Origin of the sequence: Anaeromassilibacillus sp. SJQ-1, from assembly GCF_046693725.1 — a bacterium.
Classification (GTDB): Bacteria; Bacillota; Clostridia; order Oscillospirales; family Acutalibacteraceae; genus Anaeromassilibacillus.
Genome location: NZ_JBKEIV010000038.1, coordinates 23,887 through 48,678, shown reverse-complemented (window position 1 = coordinate 48,678; position 24,792 = coordinate 23,887). Strand labels below are relative to the sequence as shown.

General features: G+C 47.6%; 29 protein-coding genes and 4 pseudogenes. 2 read left to right on the top strand and 31 right to left on the bottom strand.

The annotated features are described in order from the left end of the window. Positions 1 to 24 precede the first annotated feature (24 nt). The 17 genes and pseudogenes from ACGCCZ_RS10170 to ACGCCZ_RS10090 all read right to left on the bottom strand — a co-directional run bounded on the left by ACGCCZ_RS10170 (position 25) and on the right by ACGCCZ_RS10090 (position 11,211). Positions 25 to 228 carry a hypothetical protein gene (locus ACGCCZ_RS10170; RefSeq protein ID WP_411655951.1) on the bottom strand — a complete coding sequence of 68 codons (204 nt, stop codon included), beginning with the start codon at positions 226 to 228 and terminating at the stop codon, positions 25 to 27. Beyond that, on the bottom strand, positions 225 to 785 hold the full coding sequence (locus tag ACGCCZ_RS10165) for a hypothetical protein (protein WP_411655950.1): 561 nt from the start codon (positions 783 to 785) through the stop codon (positions 225 to 227). Before ACGCCZ_RS10165 ends, ACGCCZ_RS10170 begins: the two co-directional genes overlap by 4 nt. Positions 786 to 1,208: 423 nt before the next feature. Continuing rightward, entirely contained in the window at positions 1,209 to 1,352 is a 144-nt protein-coding gene (locus tag ACGCCZ_RS10160) for a hypothetical protein (RefSeq protein ID WP_411655949.1), read from the bottom strand. Beyond that, positions 1,349 to 1,849 (bottom strand): hypothetical protein, encoded by a 501-nt coding sequence (locus tag ACGCCZ_RS10155; protein WP_411655948.1) that lies wholly within the window; start codon positions 1,847 to 1,849, stop codon positions 1,349 to 1,351. Before ACGCCZ_RS10155 ends, ACGCCZ_RS10160 begins: the two co-directional genes overlap by 4 nt. 162 nt (positions 1,850 to 2,011) lie before the next feature. Further along, on the bottom strand, positions 2,012 to 2,290 hold the full coding sequence (locus tag ACGCCZ_RS10150; RefSeq protein WP_411655947.1) for a hypothetical protein: 279 nt from the start codon (positions 2,288 to 2,290) through the stop codon (positions 2,012 to 2,014). 181 nt (positions 2,291 to 2,471) lie between these two features. Then, complete coding sequence (locus ACGCCZ_RS10145) at positions 2,472 to 2,618, bottom strand: hypothetical protein (protein WP_153802340.1); 147 nt, start codon at positions 2,616 to 2,618, stop codon at positions 2,472 to 2,474. 115 nt (positions 2,619 to 2,733) lie between these two features. Next, positions 2,734 to 3,398 (bottom strand): annotated as a pseudogene (locus ACGCCZ_RS10140) (DNA topoisomerase); the annotation flags it as partial. 26 nt (positions 3,399 to 3,424) lie between these two features. Then, positions 3,425 to 3,583, bottom strand: coding sequence for a transposon-encoded TnpW family protein (locus ACGCCZ_RS10135; RefSeq protein WP_080630487.1), 159 nt, complete (start codon positions 3,581 to 3,583; stop codon positions 3,425 to 3,427). 64 nt (positions 3,584 to 3,647) lie between these two features. Next, on the bottom strand, positions 3,648 to 3,875 hold the full coding sequence (locus ACGCCZ_RS10130; RefSeq protein ID WP_411655946.1) for a hypothetical protein: 228 nt from the start codon (positions 3,873 to 3,875) through the stop codon (positions 3,648 to 3,650). A 5-nt stretch (positions 3,876 to 3,880) separates the two neighbouring features. Beyond that, positions 3,881 to 5,194, bottom strand: a complete 1,314-nt coding sequence (locus ACGCCZ_RS10125; protein ID WP_411655945.1) for a MobA/MobL family protein — start codon at positions 5,192 to 5,194, stop codon at positions 3,881 to 3,883. A 9-nt stretch (positions 5,195 to 5,203) separates the two neighbouring features. Continuing rightward, positions 5,204 to 5,449: a hypothetical protein gene (locus tag ACGCCZ_RS10120; protein ID WP_257268776.1), complete on the bottom strand. Its 246-nt coding sequence runs from the start codon at positions 5,447 to 5,449 to the stop codon at positions 5,204 to 5,206. A 23-nt stretch (positions 5,450 to 5,472) separates the two neighbouring features. Then, positions 5,473 to 5,826, bottom strand: a complete 354-nt coding sequence (locus ACGCCZ_RS10115) for a hypothetical protein (RefSeq protein WP_010708501.1) — start codon at positions 5,824 to 5,826, stop codon at positions 5,473 to 5,475. Positions 5,827 to 5,973: 147 nt separating this feature from the next. After that, the gene (aac(6')-Im, locus tag ACGCCZ_RS10110; protein WP_010708502.1) at positions 5,974 to 6,510 is read right to left on the bottom strand and encodes an aminoglycoside N-acetyltransferase AAC(6')-Im; all 537 of its coding nucleotides are present in this window, start codon (positions 6,508 to 6,510) and stop codon (positions 5,974 to 5,976) included. Between the two features lie 43 nt (positions 6,511 to 6,553). After that, a complete protein-coding gene (gene aph(2'')-IIa, locus ACGCCZ_RS10105; protein WP_016439437.1) occupies positions 6,554 to 7,453 on the bottom strand; it encodes an aminoglycoside O-phosphotransferase APH(2'')-IIa in 900 nt (299 codons plus the stop codon). 68 nt (positions 7,454 to 7,521) lie between these two features. Then, the gene (locus ACGCCZ_RS10100; RefSeq protein WP_010708504.1) at positions 7,522 to 7,800 is read right to left on the bottom strand and encodes a hypothetical protein; all 279 of its coding nucleotides are present in this window, start codon (positions 7,798 to 7,800) and stop codon (positions 7,522 to 7,524) included. A 399-nt stretch (positions 7,801 to 8,199) separates the two neighbouring features. Beyond that, on the bottom strand, positions 8,200 to 10,044 hold the full coding sequence (locus ACGCCZ_RS10095) for a recombinase family protein (protein WP_016439436.1): 1,845 nt from the start codon (positions 10,042 to 10,044) through the stop codon (positions 8,200 to 8,202). 184 nt (positions 10,045 to 10,228) lie between these two features. Continuing rightward, positions 10,229 to 11,211, bottom strand: a pseudogene (locus tag ACGCCZ_RS10090) (DNA topoisomerase). 72 nt (positions 11,212 to 11,283) lie between these two features. Between ACGCCZ_RS10090 and ACGCCZ_RS10085 the strand changes: the two are divergent. Next, positions 11,284 to 12,066, top strand: a complete 783-nt coding sequence (locus ACGCCZ_RS10085) for a hypothetical protein (protein WP_054323369.1) — start codon at positions 11,284 to 11,286, stop codon at positions 12,064 to 12,066. On the opposite strand, the gene ACGCCZ_RS10080 is transcribed toward ACGCCZ_RS10085, so the two are convergent. The 7 genes and pseudogenes from ACGCCZ_RS10080 to ACGCCZ_RS10050 form a co-directional block, all read right to left on the bottom strand. After that, positions 11,955 to 12,356 carry a hypothetical protein gene (locus ACGCCZ_RS10080; RefSeq protein ID WP_411655944.1) on the bottom strand — a complete coding sequence of 134 codons (402 nt, stop codon included), beginning with the start codon at positions 12,354 to 12,356 and terminating at the stop codon, positions 11,955 to 11,957. The two genes, ACGCCZ_RS10085 and ACGCCZ_RS10080, sit on opposite strands and share 112 nt — an antisense overlap. A gap of 50 nt (positions 12,357 to 12,406) precedes the next feature. After that, positions 12,407 to 12,664 (bottom strand): hypothetical protein, encoded by a 258-nt coding sequence (locus tag ACGCCZ_RS10075; protein WP_054323370.1) that lies wholly within the window; start codon positions 12,662 to 12,664, stop codon positions 12,407 to 12,409. A 65-nt stretch (positions 12,665 to 12,729) separates the two neighbouring features. Then, positions 12,730 to 13,329 carry a hypothetical protein gene (locus ACGCCZ_RS10070; protein WP_152918303.1) on the bottom strand — a complete coding sequence of 200 codons (600 nt, stop codon included), beginning with the start codon at positions 13,327 to 13,329 and terminating at the stop codon, positions 12,730 to 12,732. A gap of 86 nt (positions 13,330 to 13,415) precedes the next feature. Then, complete coding sequence (locus ACGCCZ_RS10065) at positions 13,416 to 13,658, bottom strand: hypothetical protein (RefSeq protein ID WP_054323372.1); 243 nt, start codon at positions 13,656 to 13,658, stop codon at positions 13,416 to 13,418. Positions 13,659 to 13,780: 122 nt separating this feature from the next. Then, complete coding sequence (locus ACGCCZ_RS10060) at positions 13,781 to 14,452, bottom strand: hypothetical protein (RefSeq protein WP_411655943.1); 672 nt, start codon at positions 14,450 to 14,452, stop codon at positions 13,781 to 13,783. Between the two features lie 25 nt (positions 14,453 to 14,477). Beyond that, positions 14,478 to 16,880 (bottom strand): annotated as a pseudogene (locus ACGCCZ_RS10055) (VirB4-like conjugal transfer ATPase, CD1110 family). Then, positions 16,861 to 17,172 (bottom strand): PrgI family protein, encoded by a 312-nt coding sequence (locus ACGCCZ_RS10050; protein ID WP_054323375.1) that lies wholly within the window; start codon positions 17,170 to 17,172, stop codon positions 16,861 to 16,863. Before ACGCCZ_RS10050 ends, ACGCCZ_RS10055 begins: the two are co-directional and overlap by 20 nt. A gap of 121 nt (positions 17,173 to 17,293) precedes the next feature. Here ACGCCZ_RS10050 and ACGCCZ_RS10045 point away from each other — a divergent pair, with 121 nt between their 5' ends. Next, positions 17,294 to 17,476, top strand: coding sequence for a YjzC family protein (locus ACGCCZ_RS10045; protein WP_411655942.1), 183 nt, complete (start codon positions 17,294 to 17,296; stop codon positions 17,474 to 17,476). Positions 17,477 to 17,529: 53 nt separating this feature from the next. On the opposite strand, the gene ACGCCZ_RS10040 is transcribed toward ACGCCZ_RS10045, so the two are convergent. From ACGCCZ_RS10040 to ACGCCZ_RS10010, 7 genes and pseudogenes are all read right to left on the bottom strand, one after another. Further along, positions 17,530 to 18,396: a VirB6/TrbL-like conjugal transfer protein, CD1112 family gene (locus ACGCCZ_RS10040; protein ID WP_411655941.1), complete on the bottom strand. Its 867-nt coding sequence runs from the start codon at positions 18,394 to 18,396 to the stop codon at positions 17,530 to 17,532. A 153-nt stretch (positions 18,397 to 18,549) separates the two neighbouring features. Continuing rightward, positions 18,550 to 19,947: an NADPH-dependent glutamate synthase gene (gltA, locus tag ACGCCZ_RS10035; protein WP_411655940.1), complete on the bottom strand. Its 1,398-nt coding sequence runs from the start codon at positions 19,945 to 19,947 to the stop codon at positions 18,550 to 18,552. After that, positions 19,940 to 20,787 (bottom strand): annotated as a pseudogene (locus ACGCCZ_RS10030) (sulfide/dihydroorotate dehydrogenase-like FAD/NAD-binding protein). Before ACGCCZ_RS10030 ends, gltA begins: the two are co-directional and overlap by 8 nt. A 275-nt stretch (positions 20,788 to 21,062) precedes the next feature. Further along, a complete protein-coding gene (gene spoIVA / locus ACGCCZ_RS10025; RefSeq protein ID WP_054323378.1) occupies positions 21,063 to 22,541 on the bottom strand; it encodes a stage IV sporulation protein A in 1,479 nt (492 codons plus the stop codon). A 57-nt stretch (positions 22,542 to 22,598) separates the two neighbouring features. Next, positions 22,599 to 22,898: a LysM peptidoglycan-binding domain-containing protein gene (locus ACGCCZ_RS10020; protein WP_411655939.1), complete on the bottom strand. Its 300-nt coding sequence runs from the start codon at positions 22,896 to 22,898 to the stop codon at positions 22,599 to 22,601. Next, a complete protein-coding gene (locus ACGCCZ_RS10015; RefSeq protein WP_411655938.1) occupies positions 22,835 to 24,136 on the bottom strand; it encodes a DUF3794 domain-containing protein in 1,302 nt (433 codons plus the stop codon). The genes ACGCCZ_RS10020 and ACGCCZ_RS10015 overlap by 64 nt, the downstream gene beginning before the upstream one ends. A 55-nt stretch (positions 24,137 to 24,191) precedes the next feature. Further along, the gene (locus ACGCCZ_RS10010; protein WP_411655937.1) at positions 24,192 to 24,410 is read right to left on the bottom strand and encodes a hypothetical protein; all 219 of its coding nucleotides are present in this window, start codon (positions 24,408 to 24,410) and stop codon (positions 24,192 to 24,194) included. Positions 24,411 to 24,792 lie beyond the last annotated feature (382 nt).

Sequence of the window (24,792 nt, the reverse complement as noted above, 5' to 3'; positions counted from 1 at the left end):
TATTCTGAAGAATATTCATCAGATCTAGAAAATTGAAGCCTTTGAATCCAAGCGTAGAGCTGGATTTTGTGGTCCTTTACTTACATCAAATTTTATTTTTTCTATGCATTGAGTTATCTCACTACGTGTTACTTTGGCACGGCTCTCCATTTTGTCAAGGCACAGCAATTTGATGCCATTGGCAAACAAAGAAATATTATCGGTTTCAATTTCAAAATTCTTTATCAAAAAATCCTCAATACTTTTCTCAGAGAGTCCTTTTTAACATTTATGAAAGATAACCGATGCATAAAATCTTCGAAATTGAAATCACTCCAATTCCATGAAGCAGTTTCATTTTTAATATTATCAATTTTAGTCTTCCAAAACTCTTTTGAGTTTTTATCAAGATTTCCCAAAAACAGTTTCCTTAAATTTCCGGATGCAACCGAAAAATCATACACTAATTTAAAATATCTATCCTTATCAATTAGATATGCCTCGAGATAGTTTTTCAACACACTATCCATAAAGCTGGCATCCTGGTGCTGAGTAGAGTATTTTACCTGGATGTGTGTAATTGTTTTACGGCCATCACTGCATTTTATAGCATCGACATCTTCAATTCCTTCGAGAATAAAAACTGTATCAGCGTCAGAAGATAATATCAAATTGCACGAATACAAGAATTGATAAGAATAGCCCCTCAATGCAGCTTGACCTCCGTTTCTTGATTCTTGCAATTCCTGAAGATTAACTTTAGCAGCAAGCTTCTTATTTGTTCTTTCTTTCTTTTTCTTTCCCATGTTGATAACCTCTTTTTTGCTTTTCGTTGAAGACGCCCTATAAATTTGAAAACCGTAAATTATACACTATTTCTAACATGTTATATAAATCTACATTGAACAAGGGTTTTGCAATTTAGTTTGTAAGATAATCTTTCGTATATTATATCTCTTCCTCCGCACTGACACAATAAAAGAGGTGTTTTCATTACCGTATACCGTAGTTCACAGCTAACAAAAAAGGAGCGCCACCACCGGACAACATCCGATGATGGCGCTTTCGTTTTATTTGCAAAAGGTGAAAATTCGGCATTTCCCCTATGCAGAAACGCCCTGCCGCTCCACACGGGAAATCATACTGCCCCTACACGGAAAAGCCGCCACAGGCGGTTTCTTTGCCCATTTTGAACCCTAATTCCTGCACTTTTTGGAGCGGCGGGAAAGTTAGTGCGGACAGGACACCACCACTGCCCGGAAACTTTGCTTGCAGGGATGGACGCATCCTTTGCAGAGCTTGTTGTACTGGCGCCTGCCGTTCTCGCCCAGGAAGAACGCCCATTCCAAACGCCATTTCTTGCTACGGCTCATAAGTCGCTCAGCTCCGGGGGGGGTTCTGCTGCGGGGTGGACTTGTCCGGGCCTTTCCGTTCCGCGCACTCCCGCTTTGCGTCCTCCAGCCGCTCCCGGATGGAGAGCTTTCTCCGTCTGCCTCTCCCTAGGGCGCTCGTGCTCCCACTCGTCGCCGGAGAGAGTGAGATAGCCTCGGCTCGTAAAACAGTCCTGTTCCTCCCGCATGGCGTGGTTGCCGAAGGGAACGGGATCACTGGCATCCAACAGCTCCGAGGGCAGAAGGACATCCAAATGCTGCGCCAGCCCACATCCTCCACCTTGCGGATGTTGGGCTCCAGGACAAAATACTCGGTGTTTGCGGGAAACTCCCAGAACTGCTCTAGGGTGGTCAAACGATAGGGCGACTCCCTGGACAGCGGCCAGGAGGTCACGGTCCTCCGGGGAAAGTCCGGCAAGCGCTTGGGCCGCTGCCTCCAGTTCGCTTGCGTTACCGCCTGCGGGGAGCAGTGATTTCAAATGTTCCATGAAATTGGGTTCGGTGTTTCTCAAAGACATCATCCTTTCTGAAAATGGATAAAAGAAAAGCAGGAAACCCGGAAAGGTTTCCTGCTCGATGTTGCCGCTGGGAAGCGGCTGATAATTTTGAATCGCTGATAGAAGAGTAATTGGTTGGAAGGTCTATTTCTCAATAAATTTGCTTGCCAGTTTATAAACTTGGTGAATCTCTTTTGATGACAAGTCCCATGCGCTTAATTCCGCTCCAACCAACGCACCATGTTTTTTACTTATATCCCGCAAGGCATTACCGACTGATTTTCTGACATACTCACTGGGATCATTTTTCAGATCAGCTAATCTTCGAATTGCTTCTTCGGGATTTTCCTTGAAATATGGCCTTGAGTTCCATATTCTCAAGCCTTCTGGTATTGGGATTTTTGTCTTGCAGTCATGAGTCAATCACTGGAAGGGACTTTTCAAATCCGGTCCTTTTGCAGAATTCATCAAAGGCCTTTGCTAAAACCTCTTGAACCCTCCAATTTTCGTCTTTGGATACACTCTCCCACATAAAATTCAGGATTTCTACATCCTCTGATAAATGTCCAAAAAGAAAGACACCATACATTCTGACCTGATAGACCTAAGACCGATAAGCTGCGTAAGCCAGTTCTTTTATATAGGATTTGTCATTGGTATCAAAATCGGTCTTGGCTCTCTGTTCTCCATTTTTGAAGCCATTGGATACTTGCGAGAACCCTTTTTCCAACCGTTCAATATACTGATCCATTTACGGCCACCCCCTGCAAATGTTCAGTTTTATTATACTTGTAGGTTCCGGCTTTTGAAACAGATAAATTGTAAACTTGTCGAATCCATGGATGAGGATGACCAGCAGATGTTTATCAACCCTGTTTCTCGATGTGGTAATTCACATACTTCCCGCCAGTGTCGGTCAGAACGATTGTCCCGTCATAGAGTTTCCCGGTACGCAGGGATCGCAGCCCCTTTGACCTTTGCCTTTCCATCTTTGAGCAAAGCGGCGGCGATTTTAGTAGTAAATGCCTTCCCACGCTGCTCGAAAAAGCGGTCATTCTTCTACATGACAAACTGACAGGCCCGGTCCGAACAGGCGAAGTTTTTCTTGCCCTCATAGACCGGCTTGCCGCAGCGGGGGCAGAGGCCCACCATCTCCTTCTCCGGCTGGAACAGCTTTTGCCCATCCTCGGAAATGTGGGAGTATTTCCCGCACCAGCTCCGCCGCCATCGCCTCGATCCCGTCCATGAAGTCCTCCGGCGACGCCTGGCCCTTTGCCACCTCATTCAATCGCTGCTCCCAATCCGCTGTGAGTTTGGGAGAGGTCAGCAGTTCCGGCAGCACCGTGACCAGGTTGACACCTGCCTTTGTGGGGATCAGGTTCTTGCCCTTGCATTCCACAAATCCGCCGGATACCAGCTTTTCAATGATGGCTGCCCTGGTCGCCGGGGTGCCCAGGCCCTTGCGCTCTGCCTCGTCCGGCATATCTTCTTTGCCTGCGTTCTCCATGGCCGACAAAAGGGTGTCCTCTGTGAGGATTTGTCAAGGTAGGATGTGGATTATTTCTTTTTGCTGGTACATTCATTCATAATCAGCGTATTCACGCTGTCCGTAAAAGTCCGCTTGGTATTCTGCGGAAAATGCACTCTTACCCGATAAGTGGTATTACCTATCTTTTTCTTGAAATGCTCTGTATTCACTTTCTTGCTTTCTTCCATGTTCTTCTCCCTTCACGCAAAAAGGACAGCTACAAACCATTGCTTGTAAACTGCCCTCTCGCTGTTATAATGACTGTTCATTTTTCTTCCTGCTGTGTATCTGACTGCGTTGATTTTGCTCGGCTTCTCGGGTCATTGCAAGCATTTTACGGTTATGCTCAATAACCTCTGTTGACGCAAGCTCCGTAACCACTCTTGCATAGTCGGGATTGCTCTCCTGCAATCGTTCTTCCAGCTTCGTCTTTTCCGCTGTCCATTTCTTCGGTGTAATCTTCTCATCAGAGGACAGCATTTTCTTTAATTTCGCACGATAACTGTCGTATTCTCTAGCTCTGTTTCATGCTCCTTATCATATTTACGCTTGGCAAATCCTTTCAGCGAATTACTTGTCTTATGATACACGATATAAGGCTCATACTCGCTGTATGCCACAAGCAACTGCTCCAGTCTTGCTATCTGCTCTGCAATCTGCTGTCGCTCCGCTGACAGCTTCTCATAGGCTGGCTCTCGCTGTTCCTTAAACTCCTGCAACTGCTCAAAGCTCTCAATCTGATTTACCACAACAAAACGCTCCATTCTCTCCTGCTCCTGCAATGCCTGTCTTTGAGAAATCTTCCTCAAATATTTGCTCTTGATTACTGGCAATTCCAGTCTGCCCTTTTTGCCGACAACTGCCCTAATCATATCAAGGACTTCATTTGCAGTATTGCGTACTGCTTCAACTGGCTTGGAATTAACAAGCTTCTGCAACTGTTCCTCTGCTTTTGCCACAAGCATTTTTGCAGTAAGAATAGCCTTATTCTGCTCCATTATCCTGCGGTTGACATTCCCTCTCTCTGTCTGTATTCCTGCCCTTTCCAGCGCACTGGCTTTCTCTCCCAAATGTATCTGTGGTATGGTATCAAGCCCCTGCTCCGCAAATGACCTATGCTCCCAAAAATTCTCCCTTAATCCGTTTTTATCATTGACCGCATTTATGGTGTCAGCTAAATCCTTGCGCCACTTCCTGGCATTCTCCCTGCTGTTCCATCCAGTCACATCCTGCGTGGTGCATTTATATTGCCCATTCTTTTTTCTTATCTTGTTTCCGTCTGCGTCCAGTGCATAAATCTTCTTCTGCTTATCTCCCCATGAACCATCTTCCAAAATCGGGCGCATGGTAAGCATAATATGACAGTGAAGATTGCGCTGGTGCGTATTCGGGTTTTCGGAGTCATGGATGGCAAACTGCGCACACATTCCATCATCCACAAAATTCCTTTTCACATAATCCCTCATTACCTCTATGGCAAGCTCATAACTCCACTCATTCGGCAGATTGATTTTATATGACCTCGCCAGCTGTGCTTTGGCAGATTTACTCTCCCTCATTTCAACGGAGTTCCATAGCACCGATGGGTCTGAATATTCTGCTGGTGCATTGACCGGAAGCATGACCTCATTATGCACCAAATCCTCGGTATACTTCGGGTAATAGGTTGTTCCGTCATATTCAGAGTACATGGTGGTACGGCTGATATATGCAGACTTGTCAACTGCGGATGAACCACCTCTGCACTTTGCACCTCTTCCGATAATGGCAACTCGGGTACTTAGGTTTTTAACTGCCATAGCCACACCTCACTCTCCTGCATAGGCTGTGGCAGACCGATACTGTGGATTGTGCGGTATCGGTTGACTTTGTGGGCAGTGCAGCTCCGCTCTTTGGAGCTTCACTGAACGCAAAGTATGCAAATGGGTAGGTGCGCCCTCTGCACCGAAGGGAAAACGCAGTGTTCCCTTTTGACTGCCTTCGGCAGGCAACAGCTGTCTGCAAGACCCCTCGGAGAGCGCACATACCATCGCAGATGGTATATCTGTGCGCAACGAGAAAATCTCGTTGACTGGTCTTAGGCATTTTCACTTTTGCCAGTACCTTCATCCCCTGCCACCTCACTTTCAGCTTTTACAACTGCATTCTCACGCTTGTCAGCACTTTCCTTTTTCACGATTTCAATAATGCGCTGGCACTGCTCCGACTTCATCCCCGAAGCAATAATTCTGTTCAGCTCCTGCTCATCAAACTGATAACACTCTGGGAAATATTTGTGAACAATGCCACCCATCATGTACTTGTGCTGATTTTCCTCTTTTCGCTTCTGCTGACTTGCCTTTCTCTTGGCTTCTGCCAGTCTTGCCTTAGCCTGCTCCACAATCTTCTCTGCTTTTAAAACCTCTGCTGATTTTTCATTGTTCTGTAACATATTTTCAATCTCCTTTTCCTTGATTTTGTATAATAAAAAAGGTGGTCATGGTTTTAATTTCCATGCCACCTTTGGGTGTTCGATATTTAAATAAACTGCTTTATGGAACTGAAAATTTAACCCTACATAAGCGGGAATCTTTTAGCATTACACTCTCCATTCCATCAGCACACAATCTTCCTTTTTCCCCTCGTGTAGCTCATGTTCGGGAAGTTCCTTAATAATTTTAAATCCTGCCTTCTGATATGCTCGTACTGCTCGTAGATTATTTTTTCGTGGGTCAAGAATCACCGCATCGGCATCCATTTCCGTTCGTAGATATTGGCATACTACTCTGCAATATTCTGCACCGATTCCCATATTCCAATATTCCGGCTCACCGATAAATTGGTCCATCGCATAAATCTTTTCTTCCGTCTCATGGTAATTATATTCGTCGAAAAGTTCCCCCTGAATTCTATATATTTGTGCGTAACCGATAGGAATTGTATCATATTCAATGATGACTCGATAAATCTCATCCGCCCATTGCTCTGTATAATGCTCACGAATCGTTTTCTGTGTATGTTTTTTATCTCTACCGTCGTAGAATTCAAGAACACGGTCATCTGTCAGCCATTTTAGCATTAGAACTAAATCATCCTCATTCATCGGGCGAAAGGAAACTCGCTTTTTTTCCAACATAATTCACCTCTTCCATAATATAATTTCACATCATCTTTTCCTGCTAAAATATAAACATCTCTGCTTGTGTTTGTAGCAATTCAGAAACACCCTTAATCAACATTTCCCTATCTTTTCTTTCATAACCATAAATAATTTGGTCTATCGACCAATATACATCATTAAGCTCTGCTTTTCTTTCTGCTACTTCCGGCGCCTTATGCTGATAGTATTTTAATACCTTCCTGCCAAATTCTTTCCCGAAATCATCTGTACTACAATCCAGCAAGCACAAAAAATCATTATCCGGGTCACCTACATTAAAATCGCCAAAATCAATAACTCCAAACAGTCTATTATTTCTAAAAATCATGTTATTTGCACTGAAATCATTATGTACCAAACAAGGGGTATATTTAAATAAAACAGCATTGTTTAATATGTTTTCATATATTGTTTCGATATGTTCCAACATCTCATCAGTTAACAGCTGCTCCTTTTCCAGAATACTTATAAGTAATTTTTTATCTTGCAAAAACTTATCTTTCTTATTCACCAGAGCATCTGAAAACAAACTGACAGAACAATCAATCTCTATGGAATGTAACTCTTTCAAAAACGTCGCTTCATCATATGCAAGGGCATCCTTTTCCTTTTCACTCAACTTATGATACTGCTCATAAGTAATACGTTCCCCTTTAATATATTTCATAATATTAAATCGGTCACTTTGATACACTACCGCAGGGATTTGATAAGATAGCTTACAGTTTTCTAAAAAACGATACAATTCAAACTCTCGTTTCTGAGAAATTCTAACAGAATCTCGTTTAGGAACTTTCACAACATATTGTTCATTACACAAAAAAGTATCACTATCATCGCCGGACGATAAATAACGGAGTTCATTTATTTTTATCTGTTTATTTAAGTGCTCATATATCTCAGCGTCCAAGTTAACCATTTTAGTCTCCTTTACACATACCTTCAGTAGAGAGAATTATATCATTGAACATACATTTTTTCAACGATTTACCTTTGCATATTATACTGTGCCATTTGCCTTCTTTTTTGTTCTCTGTATTTATCATCCAGTTTTCTCGGCTTACGATAACTAACGCATGATTTAGGCATGGAATAGGTCTTATCAATATCTGTTTCGCCTACCAGCTTATAAACCTCTGGGAATGCGATAACTAATGCGTCAAGTTTTCTCATAACTGCCTTATCTCGGGTATAAACAACTGCTGTCTGCTCCCCTGCATTAAAATTGATGACCGTTTCCTGCTCATACTTGGATAAACTGCCCATTAAACCACTCCTTTCTCTCTGACTCGTATTTTGGGCGACTCTAGACTCGTACTTTTGACGGGCAAATAATAAAGCCTGCCGTAGGCAGGCGGATAGGATAGGATAAGATAGAGATGGTATATCTCTTTTTTATCTTTTTATTTTATTCTTTTCTTTGGTTCTTTCTTTTCTGCTTTTCTTTTTCTCTTTTTCTCTAGGAAGAGGAAGAGAAGGAAGGGGAAGGGAAGGTTGCACTGCCGAGACCATCAAAAAAGACATCCGCAACAAACATATTCACTGTCCGTTTTGAATGCCTTTTTATTCTGATTTTGCTCGTTAAATATCGTAGCAAAACCATTCCTTATTATTCACTTGATAATTTCCTCGTCTGCCATTTTCACAATCGCAAATTCACGATAATTATTGCCCTACTGCCTTTGCTTTCTCCGCTTCTATTTCTGCCCACGCTTTCCTCGCTTCTTCTCTTTTTCGTGCCATATATTTGCGGTTGCTTGCTCGCTTTTTCTCCAGTTTTTCCTGCCTTTTAGCTTCTGCCAGCTTCTCTTCTTCCGTCAGCTCCACAACCACTTCGGGAACTACAAATCTGCCGATATAATTCAAATAAATATCTACATCCTGCGTTCTGTTTGCACCACTTCCAACTGCCTTATAAACCATAATTTTATCAACAAATTCGTTCAATATGGCTGGTGTCAGTTCCTCGAATGTCGTATGCTTTTTTACAAGCTCCATGAACACATCCACATCCGTTTTCTTTGCACTCATGCCCTCTAATTCAGCATTATCTCTGTCAATATCCGCTTCTAATGCTTCAAGCTCCAACTCGTAATCACTAAGCATTGCATTGAAGCGTTTATCGTTCAATTTACCGCTGATATTGTCCTCATACAGCTTCCTTATCAGACGATTGATTTCACTCACTCGTTTCTGCTTTTTGGCAAGCCTTTTCTCCAGTCTGACTGATAACTCTCCCTGCTGTTCTTCGGAAATACTACATACCTTTTCCCTAAACTCTGCTTCATTCTCCACTGCATAATCACAAGTTCTTTTTATGGTTTCCAACACAAGCGTTTTCAATGCCTTTGTAGAAATGCTATGGCTGGAACACACTTTCTCATACATCTGTTTTCCCAACGCATTATTAGAACAAGAGTATCTGTCCTCGGGAGCATGATATACCATTTCCCCTGCCTTAAAATAGTTTTTCTTCCATACCCCTTTTGAGTGTCTGTGATTATACATTTTTGCTCCACAATCAGCACAAAACACCTTGCCGGTAAGAGGATTGCTTTCCTCAAATACTCCTATTCTTCTCGGTGTATCTAACAATTTCTGCACTGTTTCCCATGTATGTTTATCAATAATTGGCTCTTGGGTATTTTCAAAGATTACCCACTCGGATGAGTCCACTTTAGTAGGTCGCTTATCCTTGTATGACTCCTTTTTTGTTCTGAAATTGACAGTACACCCGATGTATTCCATTCTCGTCAAAATGGTCTTAACTGTACCGCCTCTCCACGCATAGGGATGTTCCATGTCGAAAGATTTTACATTAGCTCCCCTGCCACGCATACCCAAATAATACTCAGGTCTTTCCACCTTGTCCTCTGCCAGTTCCCTTGCAATCTGGTAAGGTCCTTTTCCATTCAGACACATATTAAATATTCTGCGGACAACTTCGGCTGCTTCTTCGTCAATCTCCCACTTATCGGGATTGTCAGCACTCTTTTTATAACCATAGCAACAACGATTGTTTGTGTGTGCCTTGCCACTCATTCCTCTCGTCTTTAATACCGCTGTTATCTTTCGACTGGTATCACGCACATACCACTCGTTCATAATGTTCAAGAATGGAGCAAATTCTGCACTCTCTCTACGTTCGCTGTCAACACCATTGGAGATTGCTATAAAATGTACTCCCTTTTCCCGAAACATGACTTCTGTGTAAAATCCTACTTGCAAATAATCTCTACCGATACGGCTCATGTCCTTTACAATGACAGTTCCTACCTTGCCAGCTTCAATATCCGCAAGCATTCTCTTCCAGTCGGGTCTGTCAAAATTAGTGCCAGTCCATCCATCATCTGTGTAATGCTCGATATTCTCATATCCATGCTGTTCCGCATACTGTGTCAGCATACGCTTCTGATTGACGATACTGTTTGACTCTCCCTGCACTTCATCATCCTTTGAAAGTCGCTCATATAAAGCTGTGATTTTAAATCTCTTATCCTTGATTTTCATTGCTATCCTGCTCCTTTGCATTTTGAATATTTCCACTGCCTACTCTCAAAGTGTATTACATCCGTGTAGGGTTTTGGGAGCGAAGTGAAGTGTTCGGTGATGGAGGCGGAGACCGGTTCAAAAACCTGCCCATCCGTCAAGGCCGGGAGGACACTCTCGGTATCTTCATCCTCCGGTTTCTCCTTCAGGGAGGAACGGAATATCTCCGGGATGGCCAGCCCTGGGAAAGCACCTGCTTTCCCTTTGCTGTGAAGGTATGTCCGCCGCAGTCAAAGGCGGCCGTGACCGTCTCGTACACAAAGGGTTCCGCCGCACACAGCAGCTTACAGCAGACCAACAGAAGGATATTACGCTCGCCCACAGGCAGCCCCGGCACATCCGCTTTCTCCAGTTCCAGCGTCGGCAAGATCGCATGGTGGTCGGATACCTCCTTATCGTTCACCCGCGCCGCAACATCGGGGAAAAACTCCGAGCAGGCGTCCCGGATGGCCTGGGCGTTCTCCGGGGAAACAATGCGGTCGCTGACCGCCTCAGCCCCCTCCAGCGCCAAGCGCACATGATGGTATTTCTCCTTGCGGACCAGGACGATCTTACTGTCCTGGTCGGCCAGCATCGCCAGGGTGCGGTGGTAGAGGACGGAAAACAAGCGGCTCGCATTGATGCCGATGAGCCAGTCTGCCTTTTGGCGGCAGAGCGCCGACTGATACAGCGGGTCATAGTCCCCGCCGGGGCGCAGGTCGGCAAAGCCCTCCCGGATCGCCGCATCCTCCATCGAAGAAATCCAGAGGCGGGAGAAAGACTTGGAACATCCGGCGGCTTCATAGACGAGCCGGAAGATCAGCTCGCCCTAGCGCCCCGCGTCGCAGGCGTTGACCAGCTCCGTCACATCGGGGCGTTCCATCGGGGATCGGAAAATGTGGAATTGGGTGGCCTTTTCCTCGGACACCACATAGCGGAAGGGGTTGGGCAGAATGGGAAGGTCCTCATACCACCACTTTTATATCGGTCATCGTAGGCGGCCGCGTCTGCCAGCCCCACCAAATGCCCGATGCACCAGGAAATGAGATACCCATTTCCTTCAAAATAGCCGTCGGCCCTGGATGTGACATCCAGGGCCGACGCGATACTCTTTGCTACATTCAGTTTTTCGCAGATTATAAGCAACATAGTTTCTCCTCCTCTGTGTTGTTTTACAGAGAATTTTTTGGTATAATATAAATTATAGAAAGGGGGCTTGTTTTGGAAGTTCTCAAACAGTGCAAAACATGTGAATTTAATTTTTCTGGAATATGTGCAGGACACGGTAATACATACAAATATGGAGAAGCCATCTCAGATGATACCCTCTCTTGTGATGATTGGAGCGTAGGGTTTGACTATTTTGCAGAGATAACAAAAAATGCTCCCTGGTATATTAGAGAGCCATATCGAGATTCTAGAATAGACTACTCAACATTTGAAAAACTATTTGAAGCTGATGCAGCTGGAGAGGCTATCGAAGTCAATATATTTGATGCAATACGGAAAATATATGGCTTGAGTCTTGTTGATTTAGCTGTTTTGCTCAATGTCACTTTTGGTGTAATGTATCGTGCACGGAGTGTTGGTACTCCGGCCAAACGGATAAAGACTTTTTCGCAAGTATTGTGCATCCCTGTGGAATTTTTCAAAAAGATGACAACTCATGACTTTGAACAACTTCGAAAATGCAAAGCAAAATTCGAAGAGAGCATCAATGTTGAAACTGTTTTGAAAAACACACCAGAATGGAAACAAAAACTTATAAACCAAGTCGTCAACACCCTACATTGTCCTATACATTTTGCAAAGGTAATTGCGCGTATAGATAAATTGAACTGGGAAAAAGATGACAGCGATGCTCTTAATAACAGCGAAAAGTTGCTAGTCGATTATATTTCAAAAGCGGCATCCAAAAATCGACAAACACTGATTTCTCTGGAATACTCATTGGATATAGCTGCCTTGTCACACATTCGCACCACATACCTCAATAACGAGTAGACAGACCTAACCCGCCGTCCGAAACGGACGGCGGGTTTCATGCTCTCGCTGTTATTCTTGTCCCCCTCTCTGCTAATTTCAGAAACATTTTCGTTTTCGTATTCCTCGTCCTCAAACTCATAATCGTCCGGGTTGGCGCTGACCTTTGCGCCCTGTTTGGGCTTGATGAACTTGATGTAGGCGAAAGCTCCGCCGCCCAGGGCCGCCAGCAGCAGGATCAGCACCAGGGCGCCGCCGCTGCCGGAAAAGAGGCTGACGTGGGTCAATGTGGTATTGATTTTGTATCTCACCTCCTGATTTTGAGCATAAGAAAACCCGCTTCATTTTGAAGCGGGTTTTCTTATATGCCTTCGGGTAGCATAGACAGTTGCCTTACTCTTTCTAATTCCTCCTCAGATTGATGTCTAAATACATACTGAGATATTGCAATCAAGATTTGTTTGTATTCCTCAAGTCCTTGATCGTCAAACTCGAGATTATTGCTATGTAGCTGGTTAATTATTGCCATATTTTTCTGCAAATAGATCGTTGGTATCATCAAATCATTTACATCATTCCATCCTGTATAAGTACCACGCGAAGCGTAAAAGGCCTCCATTTTGTAGTCACAATTTCCGCGACACGCAGCATAACAGTGAACGCACTTATGCGCATGGGGATCCATCACAAAACCGATGATACCATGATCTGAGTGCTTGGAATCCAGTATATCTTGTCCACATACAGCACAATTAAGAGGTTGATATATTGCCAGTATTTTTGAGGGCGTATTTCGGTTTCAAGCCAAGCCTTATACGAAACCGGGAAATATCGTCTAAATAGTTCATAGCGTTTATGATTTAGTATAAACGCCTCTATTTTTTCCTTATCAAAGATTTGAATTTTATATCGATCATTGTAAGAATCAAGGCGAGCATTTAATCCACTACTTGCTAGTGTGGAATAAAACCCGATAAAACCATTAGCTTTAAACTGTCCTAACCGATCCGATATATTAGTTTCATCATCAGGCGTAACAGATTTCCCTGAATGAGCCTTATGCTTGCAACTGACCAGCCATATTGTACGATTTTCGCTGAGAGTACCAAGCTGTCGTTCCTCAGCAAGAATATCTTTGCCACCGTCTGCTCCACGGCTTGGTTCAGATAAAATTTCAAAACTCAAGATTTCAGTAAGGAAATCCCTAGCAAATAGTTCAAATGAGTCTTGATTACCCGATGCAATATGAGCTTCGGGTATTTCGCAAAAGTTAATGCATGGCATAATATCCCACCGTTCATACAAACATTATTGTTTATAATATCATCTCCTCGTACTTAATAAAAGGGCATAAGCAGAAATATTATTATCTACTCGTCCTCATGTTCCACATAGAAGGCGTCCAGCTCGCACAGCTCCAGGGCCTTCAGCCGGGCAAGGTCGGCCTTGTCTCCGAACACCAGGTAGTGGTCGGGGATGCTCCAGCGGTCAAACATCTGGTCGGTAATTTCGCCGTACCGCCGGGCGGTATCGATCAGGTTCTCCATGTCCCGGCGGTCCTTGATCTTCCCGGCAAGGAAGGCCAGCTGGTGGAGTAGCCCGTAGAGATACACTTCCTCGTCAATGTGCGCCTCGTAGGTTTTTCCTCGATGACATACAGCTTTTCCTGTTCCATTTCATGCTCCTTCTTGAATTTTGGGCATAAGAAAACCCGCCCCAATTGGCGGGTTTGTCATTATTTTAATTTCGCCTCAAGTTCGCGTACCCTTACCTTAATACTACCGTTGATCGTTAAACATACACCAAAGAGCTTTGTAGCAAAAAGTGCCTCATCAGTCAGTTTAATCTGAGAATATTCTTTCTTTTCTATATGATTCCGTATAGTAATAAGGTGAAACCGAGCTTCTTCCATAAGTTTAATTTGCTCTTGGGATAATATGGATTCATCTGGATGCATGGCATCTGGTAAATACCATAAAGACTTACACACATCGTAGTATCCATCAGCCCGTTCGCCATCTGTTAAATTAGGGTTTGAACATATAAAAGCATTGAGACTTGCTATAACATCTTCATACATTGATACAAAGGCAGTTAATGAGTCGACTTGTTCTAAATAGGCACTTTTTTTAGCAAGCAGTTGCTCGTTGTTTGCCTGAATAGTTTTATCTTTCACCCTATAGTATTGGGTTATAGAAATATTACAAAATATTCCAACTATTGTGCCACTCAAAAAAGAAATCCCTAAATTTAAGCAATTATCATTATCATACTGTAAACCCAAACGAAGCAATACTACACCAATTGCAAATGAAATGCCAAGGCATACAAATATCGGCCATCTTGCACTTATTTTTCTTCTTATTATTGATAATTTGGAGTTCTGGCACTTATCCTTTTTACCCACTACATTCACCTCTAGTTTAAGTATATCATCTCCCTTCCGATTTGTCATGTTCCACCTTGCTGGGCTTGGTGGTGAGCAGTTTGTAGAGTTCGGTATCCTTCGGGAAGTCATCCGCAAAGGGCAGAATGACGTTATTGAAGAACAGCAGTCCGTGGCCCGGCTCGGAGTTGGTCACATAGGCAAGCTGTTCCGACGAAATGTTTAGCCGCTCCGCCAGTATCTTCCGGTCGCCTGCCGCCTGGTTGAGCATATAGATGAAATCGCTGTTCTCCAGGATATTTTCAATCTCCGGGGAGGAAAGCAGGTCTTTGGGGTTCTGGATCGCCCCGGTAGGGATACCGCCCCACTTGCGGAAGCGTTTCCAAATCTCGGCGCTGTACGCCGCGGTCTGTTCCTCCTTCAGCAGAAGGTGGAACTCGTCCACGAAATACCAAGTAGATCTGCCAATGGCCCGGTTGATGGTGACGGTGTTCCACACCGCGTCCTGGACAATGAGCATACCAGGCTTTTCAGGTTCTTGCCCAGGCCCTTGATGTCAAAGCAGACAAGGCGGTTAGAGATGTCCGCGGTGGTACGGTGGTTGAAGAAGTTCAGCGAACCGTTCACATAGAGGTCCAATGCCTGGGCCACCCGGTCAGCCTCCGGGATGTGCTGGGACAGCAGGGCGTTCATCAGGTCGCCCAAAATCGGCATATTCTCCGGCCGGGGGTTGGCAAAGTAGGGCTGATAGATCATCTGCACCGCCCGGTCGATGACCGTTTTCTCGATGGCCTCCAGCCCCGTCTTGCTGCCCATGATGAGCTCGCAAAAGGACAGCACGAAGTCGCTTTTCAGCGCCAGCGGGTTTTCTTCCTCGGAGTAGTTGAGGTTGATGTCCAGGGGGTTCGCATAGTCGGTGCTGGACGGGGACAGCCGAATCACCTGACCGCCCAGCCGCTTCACCAGGGGCGAATACTCGTCCTCTGGGTCGCAGATGATGACATTGTCCTGGGTCATCAGCATGATAAAAGTGATCTCCCGCTTGCAGCTCATGGATTTGCCGCTGCCGGGGGTGCCGAACACAAGGCCGTTGGGACAACGGGATTGCTTGCGATCCAGCAGGATCATGTTGTTGGAGAGGGCGTTGAGGCCGTAGTACATGGCGTCGCTGCCCATGAATACCTCCTGGGTGACAAAGGGGACGAACACCGCCAGGGCCGAAGTGGTCAGGCTCCGTTCGATCTTGATACGGTTGAGCCCCAGGGGAAGGCTGCTCATAAGCCCGTCCTCCTGCTGGAAATCCAACCGGGTCAGAAGGCAGTTGTAGGTCTGGGCGACGCTGGCCGCCTGGGACACGGCAATCTCCAGCTTTTGCCGGGTCTCCGCCGTGTGCAGCACCAGGAAGGTCATGTTGAACATTCTCTCGTTGCGGGATTGCAGGTCGGTGAGAAATCCTTCGCCGCGTCGCCGTAGGTGGAGAGGTCGGAGGAAGAATATCCATATCGTAGCCGCTGCGCACCGCCCGTTTCTGCTCCTGTATCTTCATGGCGTCCAGGTCGGTGATCTTCCGCTTGACCATTTTGATGGCCTCGTTCTGGTTGATGCCCCGGATGTGCATGGTCACCATGATATTCCCATCCGCCTCCATGAAGTCGGTGAGGATGCGGTCGTGCATCTCCGGCGCCAGAATCTGCAGGAAGGACACCGCCCCGTACCGCCTGCCAATGCGGAAGGTGCGGGTCTCCCCGAAGTGGAAGGAGGTCGGAGAGATGAAGTCCTTCACTGAAAGGCCGCTGGCCGGGAGCCAGTCCCATTCAAAGGCGAACTGCCCGCCTTCCGGGTGGAGGATGTTGTAAAGCAGCTCCAGCCGTTCCTTTCCGTCCAGCACATGAGCCGCCGCCCCCATGACCTTGAAGCGGTTGAGGGTATCGGTCTCAATGCGGGCAAACCGGGCCCTCGCCGCGGGAAGGTTCTCCGCCTCGATGGTCAGGGTCACATACTTGGTTTTCACATAGCCGTTGTTGCCCCGCTTGTACTGCATCCGCAAGATGTCCACCGCCTCGTCCCGGATGGGGTCCAGGTCGTTGCCCTGCCGGGTGATACCGAACATTTCATCGGCGGCGCTGCCTCCGCTGCGGCTGTCCAAAGTGACCCGGACGCCGATGGAGGGGTCATAGCCGTTATCGAAATCGCAAAGGCTTTCAAAGATGCTCCGCTGATCCTCCGGCCCTGCCAGGCGGTAATTCACATCCTCGAAGGCAATGGTCTTGGAGAAGGTCCCGCCCTCCAGCCTGCACAGGCCGTCGGGAAACATATTCTGAAACGGGATGCTGTCCTGCACCGTATGGGCTTTTCCGTCGCCCTTTGCCTGCCGGATCACCGCCTCGATCTGCTTGCGCTCGGCACGGGTAAGCTTACGCTTTGCCGGTTTATCTGCCTTTTCTCGCAATCCGCTTCACCTCCTGTTCTAGCTCAGATTGTCGCACCAGGGCGGAATAGAGATTGTTGGTCTGGTAGATGCGTACCTTCGGCCGGATGAATTTGTTCTGGATCAGATGACCCAGGAACACTTCCAGCGGTTGCCCGTTCTTCTCGTACATGGCGAACAGGAAAAAGGGCAGCATCACCAGGATCATGCACAGCGCCGCCGCTCCGAAACAAATCACTTGTCGTTTGGTCAGCCTGAACAGGACCTTGCTCTGTATCCGGCTCAGGTCCTTCGGGATCGTTACATAAGCCAATTTTGTGCCTCCAATCACAATATATTGTGGTTTATCCTATTGACAATTTCAAAATTTGGTATTACACTGATTTAGCACTTAAACTTAGCAAGTGATATATTCGCAAGAAAGGAGAATGTCTATGGGACTGAAACCCGGTCAAAAGGCGCCTGCTTCCGGTCAGTACGGCGTTGTGGGTCCCCGCGGCGGTAAGATCGACCATGAAGTTACCGTTGTGAAGGGTGAACCGATGCCTCCGACCAAGAAACCTGGTCAGACTTATGTGATGAATGACCCCACGAAAAACAAGTCTGGCCGTCCCTAAAACTGAATACTTCTAACCAGCTGAGCCATCTCGTAAGAGGTGGCTTTGCTGATTTAATGGGCACCGAACAGGGATTTTGCAAGGCTGCCAGTCTTGAATAGGGTGTAGCACAGCAGGACCGTATAGCCCATGCAGCCCCAGATGGCCGCGGATATGTTGTCGCCGGATGTGGAGATGCCCTCCACCAGCACCGCGTAGATGCCCACACAGATCATAATGAGGAAGGCTTGGAAGCCCAGGGCCAGCAAAGAGCGAAGATAGTTCTGCCCCGTGGAGCCCCATTCCCAGTTGACCATCGTGGCAAAGGGGATGGGTCCTATTGATATGACCAAATACACCTCAATCATTCTGCCGTAGATCACTAGGAAGATGCAGATGGAAAGAATCTGCGTACACAGCCCCACAAACACGCTCTGGAACCACAGCCCCAGCAGGGCGCCCACGCTCCAGTCGGCAAGCTGGATCTCCAGATCGCCAACCACGTCGGAAATGTCGATACCCGCGTCCGAGATGATGCCTCCCGCTGACTGGCTGACCACATTCTGCGCCATATCGAACGCCGCCATGACGATGTTCCAGGTGTTCGTGACGATCAGCACGACGCAAAAGGTCTTGAAAATCCACTTGAAGAAAATCCAGGTGTCGAAGTCGTGGAGGTTGTTCTTCTCGATGATGAGCTGGATCAGCTCGTAGCACATGACGAAGGTGAGAATGATGCCCGTAATGGGGACGATCACCGTCTCCGAGAGATTGCGGATCATGTTGAAGATGCTGCTGTTCCAGGCGGCGGGCGTCATGCTGACCTCCCCGGCGATCTCGTCCACCTTTGTGTTCAGGGTATCAAACATCCCGGTCAGGTTTGAAATGATACCGTCAATGAGCAGTTCCTTGAACCACTCCTGGATCATATCCAATATCAAGGGAGATCACCTCCTAAGCGGCAGAACTATTGGGCACTGCCAATCCGTTCCGAGCAATAAATCAGTTCTTTTGGCTCATATCATGCAGAACGCCGGTTCGGAAAAATTTCCGAACCGGCGTTCTGACCCATTCTGCTCCTGTAAGAAACAGAATTATTTCTTTGCTTTATTCTGAATATACGTATCAATCGAGGCTGCAGCTTCTTTGCCTCCGCCCATAGCCAAGATGACCGTTGCGGCACCGCTGACCGCGTCACCAGCCGCATAGACGCCCTCACGTGTCGTCGCCTTGGTTGCATCATCCACAATGATACATCCCTTCTGGTTGGCCTCCAATCCCTCAGTTGTCGAACGGATCAATGGATTCGGGCTATTGCCGATAGCCATGATAACACAGTCGACCGGCAGCTCAAAGTTGGAGCCTTCCTTCGGCACCGGCTTCCGGCGCCCAGACGCATCCGGCTCACCTAGCTCCATCTCTATACATTCGATGGCCCGCACTTTCCCGTCGTCATCGCCATCGATCGCCACCGGATTGCAAAGCAGACGGAAAAGAATCCCTTCTTCCTTCGCGTGATGAATTTCTTCTTTTCTCGCCGGCATCTGTTCTTCTGCGCGGCGATATACAATATATACATTTTCCGCGCCCAGACGTTTTGCGGTACGCGCGGCATCCATCGCCACGTTTCCGCCACCCACAACCGCCACATCCTTCGGCCGGATGATCGGCGTGTCATATTCCGGTTTATACGCCTTCATCAGATTTACACGGGTAAGAAATTCGTTGGCAGAGTATGTACCAACGAGGCTTTCACCCGGAATATTCATGAAGCTCGGCAGCCCTGCTCCGGTACCGATGAATACCGCCTCATACCCCATTTCAAAGAGCTCGTCCACGGAGAGAACTTTTCCCATCACCATATCGGTTTTGATTTCCACACCGCGCTCTTCCAAGCCAGAAATCTCCTTCTGAACAATTTCTTTGGGCAGACGGAACTGTGGAATTCCATACATTAAGACGCCGCCAGCTGTGTGCAGCGCTTCAAAAACCGTCACTTCATAACCTTTTGCGTTCAAATCACCTGCACAGGTCAGTCCAGCCGGGCCAGCGCCCACCACCGCAACCTTGTGCCCATTCGAGGGGACCTTCTTCACCTGTTCCTTGCTGTGGCGCATATGCCAGTCTGCGACATAGCGCTCCAAACGGCCGATGCCAACCGGCTCGCCCTTGATGCCGCGCACACAGTTGTGCTCGCACTGATTCTCCTGCGGGCAAACACGTCCACAGATAGCTGGGAGGGAATTCATCGTCTTTATGGTTTGATATGCTTCCTCCAGTTCCCCTTTAGCCACATGAGCGATGAAATCTGGAATCGGCACGCCTACAGGGCACCCGTTTACACAGGGCTTGTGCTTACAATTAAGGCAGCGCTGTGCCTCTTCTATAGCCATCTCGTCGGTATATCCCAACGCAACTTCTTCGAAATTCTTATTCCGGACATCCGGCGCCTGTTCTGGCATCGGCGTCTTTTTTGGTGTCATATTAGGCATTTTTTGCACCCTCCATCAAACGGCAATTGAACTCGCGCGTGGCTTCCTGCTCCTGTTCCCGATAGGTGCGCAGACGCTTCATTGCCTCATCAAAATCAACCTCGTGGCCATTGAAGTCCGGGCCATCCACACATGCAAATTTAGTCTTTCCACCTACGGTCAAACGGCAACCGCCGCACATTCCTGTACCGTCGATCATGATCGGGTTCATGCTAATCATCGTTTCAATGTTATATTCCTTAGTCAGATTGCATACAGCGCGCATCATCGGCAGAGGCCCAATGGCAACTACGAAGTCATAATTCGCGCCATTCTTGATATTATCTTCCAATGCAGCGGTCACAAATCCCTTGTGCCCATTGGAGCCATCATCCGTCATCAGATAGAGCTGGTCACACACGGCGCGCATCTCATCCTCTAAAATGATGATGTCCTTGTTGCGGAAGCCTGCAATGACATCCACCTGGGCTCCATGTTGTGCAACGCTTTTGCCTGCGGATAGGCAATTGCACAGCCTGCACCTCCGCCGACAACCGCCACCTTCTTGTGGCCTTCCAGCTCGGAGGCTTTCCCCAAAGGTCCAATAAAGTCAAGAATCGCATCGCCCACTTCGAGCGTATCCAACAGCAAAGTGGTCTTGCCCACCTTCTGATAAATGATGGTAACGGTTCCCTTTTCGCGGTCATAATCCGCAATCGTCAGAGGGATTCGTTCCCCATATTCGTTTACACGCAAAATGATAAACTGACCCGCCTGCGCCTTTTTCGCGATAAAGGGCGCCTCCACAGACATTAGGGTCATGGAGTCGTTCAGCCTGCGCTTTTCTACAATCGAAAACATGTTACTTCCCTACTTCCTATACAAAGCAATAAATCTACAGGTACATGCACCATTATATCGAATGTATCTCCATTTTTCAAGATTTTTTGCAGTAAAGCGCGAAACAGAACGCAGAAAAAACAGTCCCAGAAATAAAAATTTTATGCAGCCTATCCATGTTTTTCCTGCAAGACCACCTTTTCCCACTGGAAAAGCGCATAGCCGCCGCAGAACGCGAAGTGCCCGTGCCCTCCACCTTTTCTGCGGCGGCCCCCGTTGCAGGCCACGCCACATATTTAAAGAATAATGCAAATCAGCCCATTGCAACCTTCGTTGATGATCCGCTCAATGGTCTCCCGTACCTTGTCACGCGCATCTCCAGGCATCCGATAGAGCTTGTTGTGCAAGCCTTCGTTGACCAGCTCGTGCAGGCTCTTGCCAAAGATGTTTGACTCCCAGATCTTTCCCGGGTTTTCCTGGAACTCTTTGAGTAGATACATCACCAATTCTTGCGACTGCTGCTCCGAACCGACTATCGGCGTCACTTCCGTGGTGATACGCGTCTTCATCATATGAATGGATGGTGCAGCAGCTTTCAAGCGGATACCATACTTACCTCCCTGCTTGATAATCTCCGGTTCCTCCAAAGAAAGTTCTTCGATGCCGGGCATCACGATCCCATACCCAGTACTCTGCACTTCCTCATAGGCATCCTTGATCTTATCATATTTTTTCTGCATTTCTGCAAAGCGCATCATGCAGTCGAGAAGAGCCCCTTCATCCTCAATGGACAGGCCGGTCTTTTCTCCCAACACTTTATAGAACAAATTGGCCTGCAACCCCACCGTGATACGCGCGTGGCCCGTGCCGAGATCCACCGTGGAGGTCTTTGCAAAAGACACATATTCGCAGGAGGTTACCTCTTTCACTACATTCTCGATCTCGCGGATTCGCGTGATCTTTCCCGCCGCCTGCTGAATGGTCGTATAAAGCGAAGTGCGCAGCCAGTGATCCTTTTCCAGTGAGGAAACCCAATGCGGCATATCCACCTTGATTTCCTTCACAGGGAACTCAAAGAGAATCTTTGAGAGGATGGTGCGGATCTCCTCCTCCTCCAATTCCAGGCAGTTGACCGGCAGAACTGGCACCTCATATTTCTTCTGCATAGAACGGGCAAGCGAAAGTGTCTCCTCCGAGCTCGGATAGGTGCTGTTCAACAATACAATGAACGGTTTGTTGATCTCCTTGAGTTCAGAGATCACCCGCTCTTCCGCTTCCTCGTATTCCGCACGGGGAATGTCACTGATGCTGCCATCGGTCGTCACCACCAGTCCGATGGTGGAATGCTCCGTGATGACCTTCTTGGTGCCAATCTCCGCCGCCATATTGAACGGAATAGGTTCATCATACCACGGCGTCATCACCATCCGGGGCATGTCGTCCTCCACATACCCCAGCGCGCTCGGCACAATGTATCCCACGCAGTCGATCATGCGGACAGCAAAACTGGCGTTCCCCTCAATGTTGACTGTGACCGCCTGTTCCGGCACGAATTTCGGCTCGGTGGTCATGATGGTGCGCCCCGCAGCAGACTGCGGCATCTCATCGATGGCACGGTCCCGGCGGTAGTTCCCATCTATGTTCGGTATGACAATGGTGTCCATGAAGCGCTTGATAAAGGTGGATTTACCGGTTCTGACCGGACCGACAACCCCAATATAAATATCGCCATTGGTGCGCTCCGAAATGTCATGGTAAATATTGCGTTCTTCCATTTTACCTCCCCCTCAGGCAGAGAATTTGTGGGTTTACTCCGTTGCGGAATCCGGCGGTCACATGGGGATCAACAGCATCCCCCTGCTCTCCACGAACTCCCCGGCGAGATTGTTTTCCTGCCGGATGGCGTCCACAGAGGTGCAGTACGCCCGCGCGATGTCCCACAGGCTCTCGCCCGGGTCTGCGTAATAGATGCTGAGCGCGGCAGAGGTATCCCTAGCGCGCGGCCGGTCTTCGTCCGCGCGAATCTCCGAAATAATCTTCAGACTGCTCTGTGTGATGACCTGGGCCTCTAGGCGCAGTTCGGCCTTGATTTCGATGCCATCTCCGGTGATGCGGTAACTGATCCCCGCCACATAGAGCCATGACGTACATTTGACTCCTTTGGGTTTCTCCGCCCCCACGGATGGGCGTATTCAAAGTCGATCATACGCTCGGTGTAAAACGGACGATTCTCCTTATTGGCCGCCAGGATGCACACATTGAATTTTCCTTTGTAAACGATCTGGCCATCCTGCTCTGCAGCGGTTACCGCGGAAAGTTCGTTCCAAACGTCAAATACCTTGGAAATTCCAGCGCCTTCCAGTGCAATACTGCTCTTCTGAATGGCCGAGTCGTTCAACAATTCGACAACCTGTTCCAAGGTCTTTTGCTGATAACCGATCTCCAATTCATAGGCTTTCGAATATGCGTCCGTTACCACCGTGATCTCAGCCGGTTGGAAAGCTACCGCCTCCGCATAGAGGTTCATCTGTACATCAAAAAAGGTCTTATCACCGGAGTAATCGTTCTTCACCTGAATGGTCAGGCCCGCAATCTGAAGCCTTACTTCGCACAGGCAGTCGTCTGTAAAATCACTTCCGTCCAGCATCTGGCTGAATGGAATCGCATATTCCATTGTTTCCAGCATGGTCTCATCAAGGACGGAAGTGTACAAGATTTTCAGCGTGACCTCGCCCTTCACCATCAGTTTACCCGCCACCGTCTTGCTATCCTGAAGGCTGGCAAAGGCGGTGGTCCGTAAGATATTGTCCGCCCCCGGTTTCGACGCCGGCAGCTCCAAAACTTCCTCTAACGGAAACTGCTGGCCACAGAATCCAGCCAAGCGGCTGTATGGCATAACCTGCCGTTTTTGCTCGATCTCCTCCCCCTCAATACCGCACACAACTTCACTGTCCGTGCGCCCCACAACCTTTGCGCACACCGAAAACGCCCCATGAATGTCCAGGCGCCTCGGGCTAGTAGCCCGGCAGTTGATGTACTCCACTCGAGTAAACGCAGACACATGTGCACCATCGGCCGGTTGCTTCAATGTAATTGCGGCAAAGAAGGAGCTGCTGTTCTCACAGCAGCGCAACGCCGTTCCGCCCGCGTCCAGGTAAAAGACTTTGACACTGTACGTTCCTTCCAGTTCCAAGCGATCCCCCATGATGTTCCGTCCCGTAATACGGGGATAGACTTGGCATTTCAGGATACGCTGTATGTCCGGGCAGTAATCCGGCAGGCTAATGTCCAGGTCCACCGGCTGTTCCTGGCACCCGTCATAGAGCACCTCGCCGGCGGCCAGCGCCTCGCGGTTAAGCATATAATCCATTCAGGCTCTCTCCTTTTCCTGTTTCTATCCCATAGGTATGAGGTTCCTGTCCATTTTATGCTTGTGCTGAAAGAAACAGGAGAAAAACCTCTGCATGTCTTCTAAGGTTGCCAACAAGCAATCCCTTTTCAGCAAAAAAGCCAGCGGGAATCCCCCGCTGGCTTTTTCTGATAAGTTGCTCAAAATTGCCTGTCACGCTTCTTTTTTTGATATGGAACATCTTGCGCAGGACAAAGCCCCAGAATTTCGAACCCTTTACAACGACGACTTTCATAACGAAAACCTCCCAGTTATGTTCCGCTCCGTAGGAGCGCGATTCCCAGTACGACCAGTATGACCGCCACCACAAACATGATTAAACCGACCGGGCAGAAGCAAGAGCAAACAAGGCCCAGGCCAAATGTGACGGCATATTGCCCCACCCGACAGCAGAATTCACCTTTACAGCAGTTTCCTCTGCAACGCATGTTCCATCGCCTCGTTTCCCCTATGTGTTCCAACAGAAACCTTTTGGATTCCCGCTGTAGTACCAGTATATACGGGAAGGGGCGTTTTGGTTCCGGGAAAAATACAACCCAACCACGGTAGAAATAAAACAAAACGTCCCTAAACCGGGTTTCCATTTCCACGGTTTAGGGACACAGCGATCAGATATT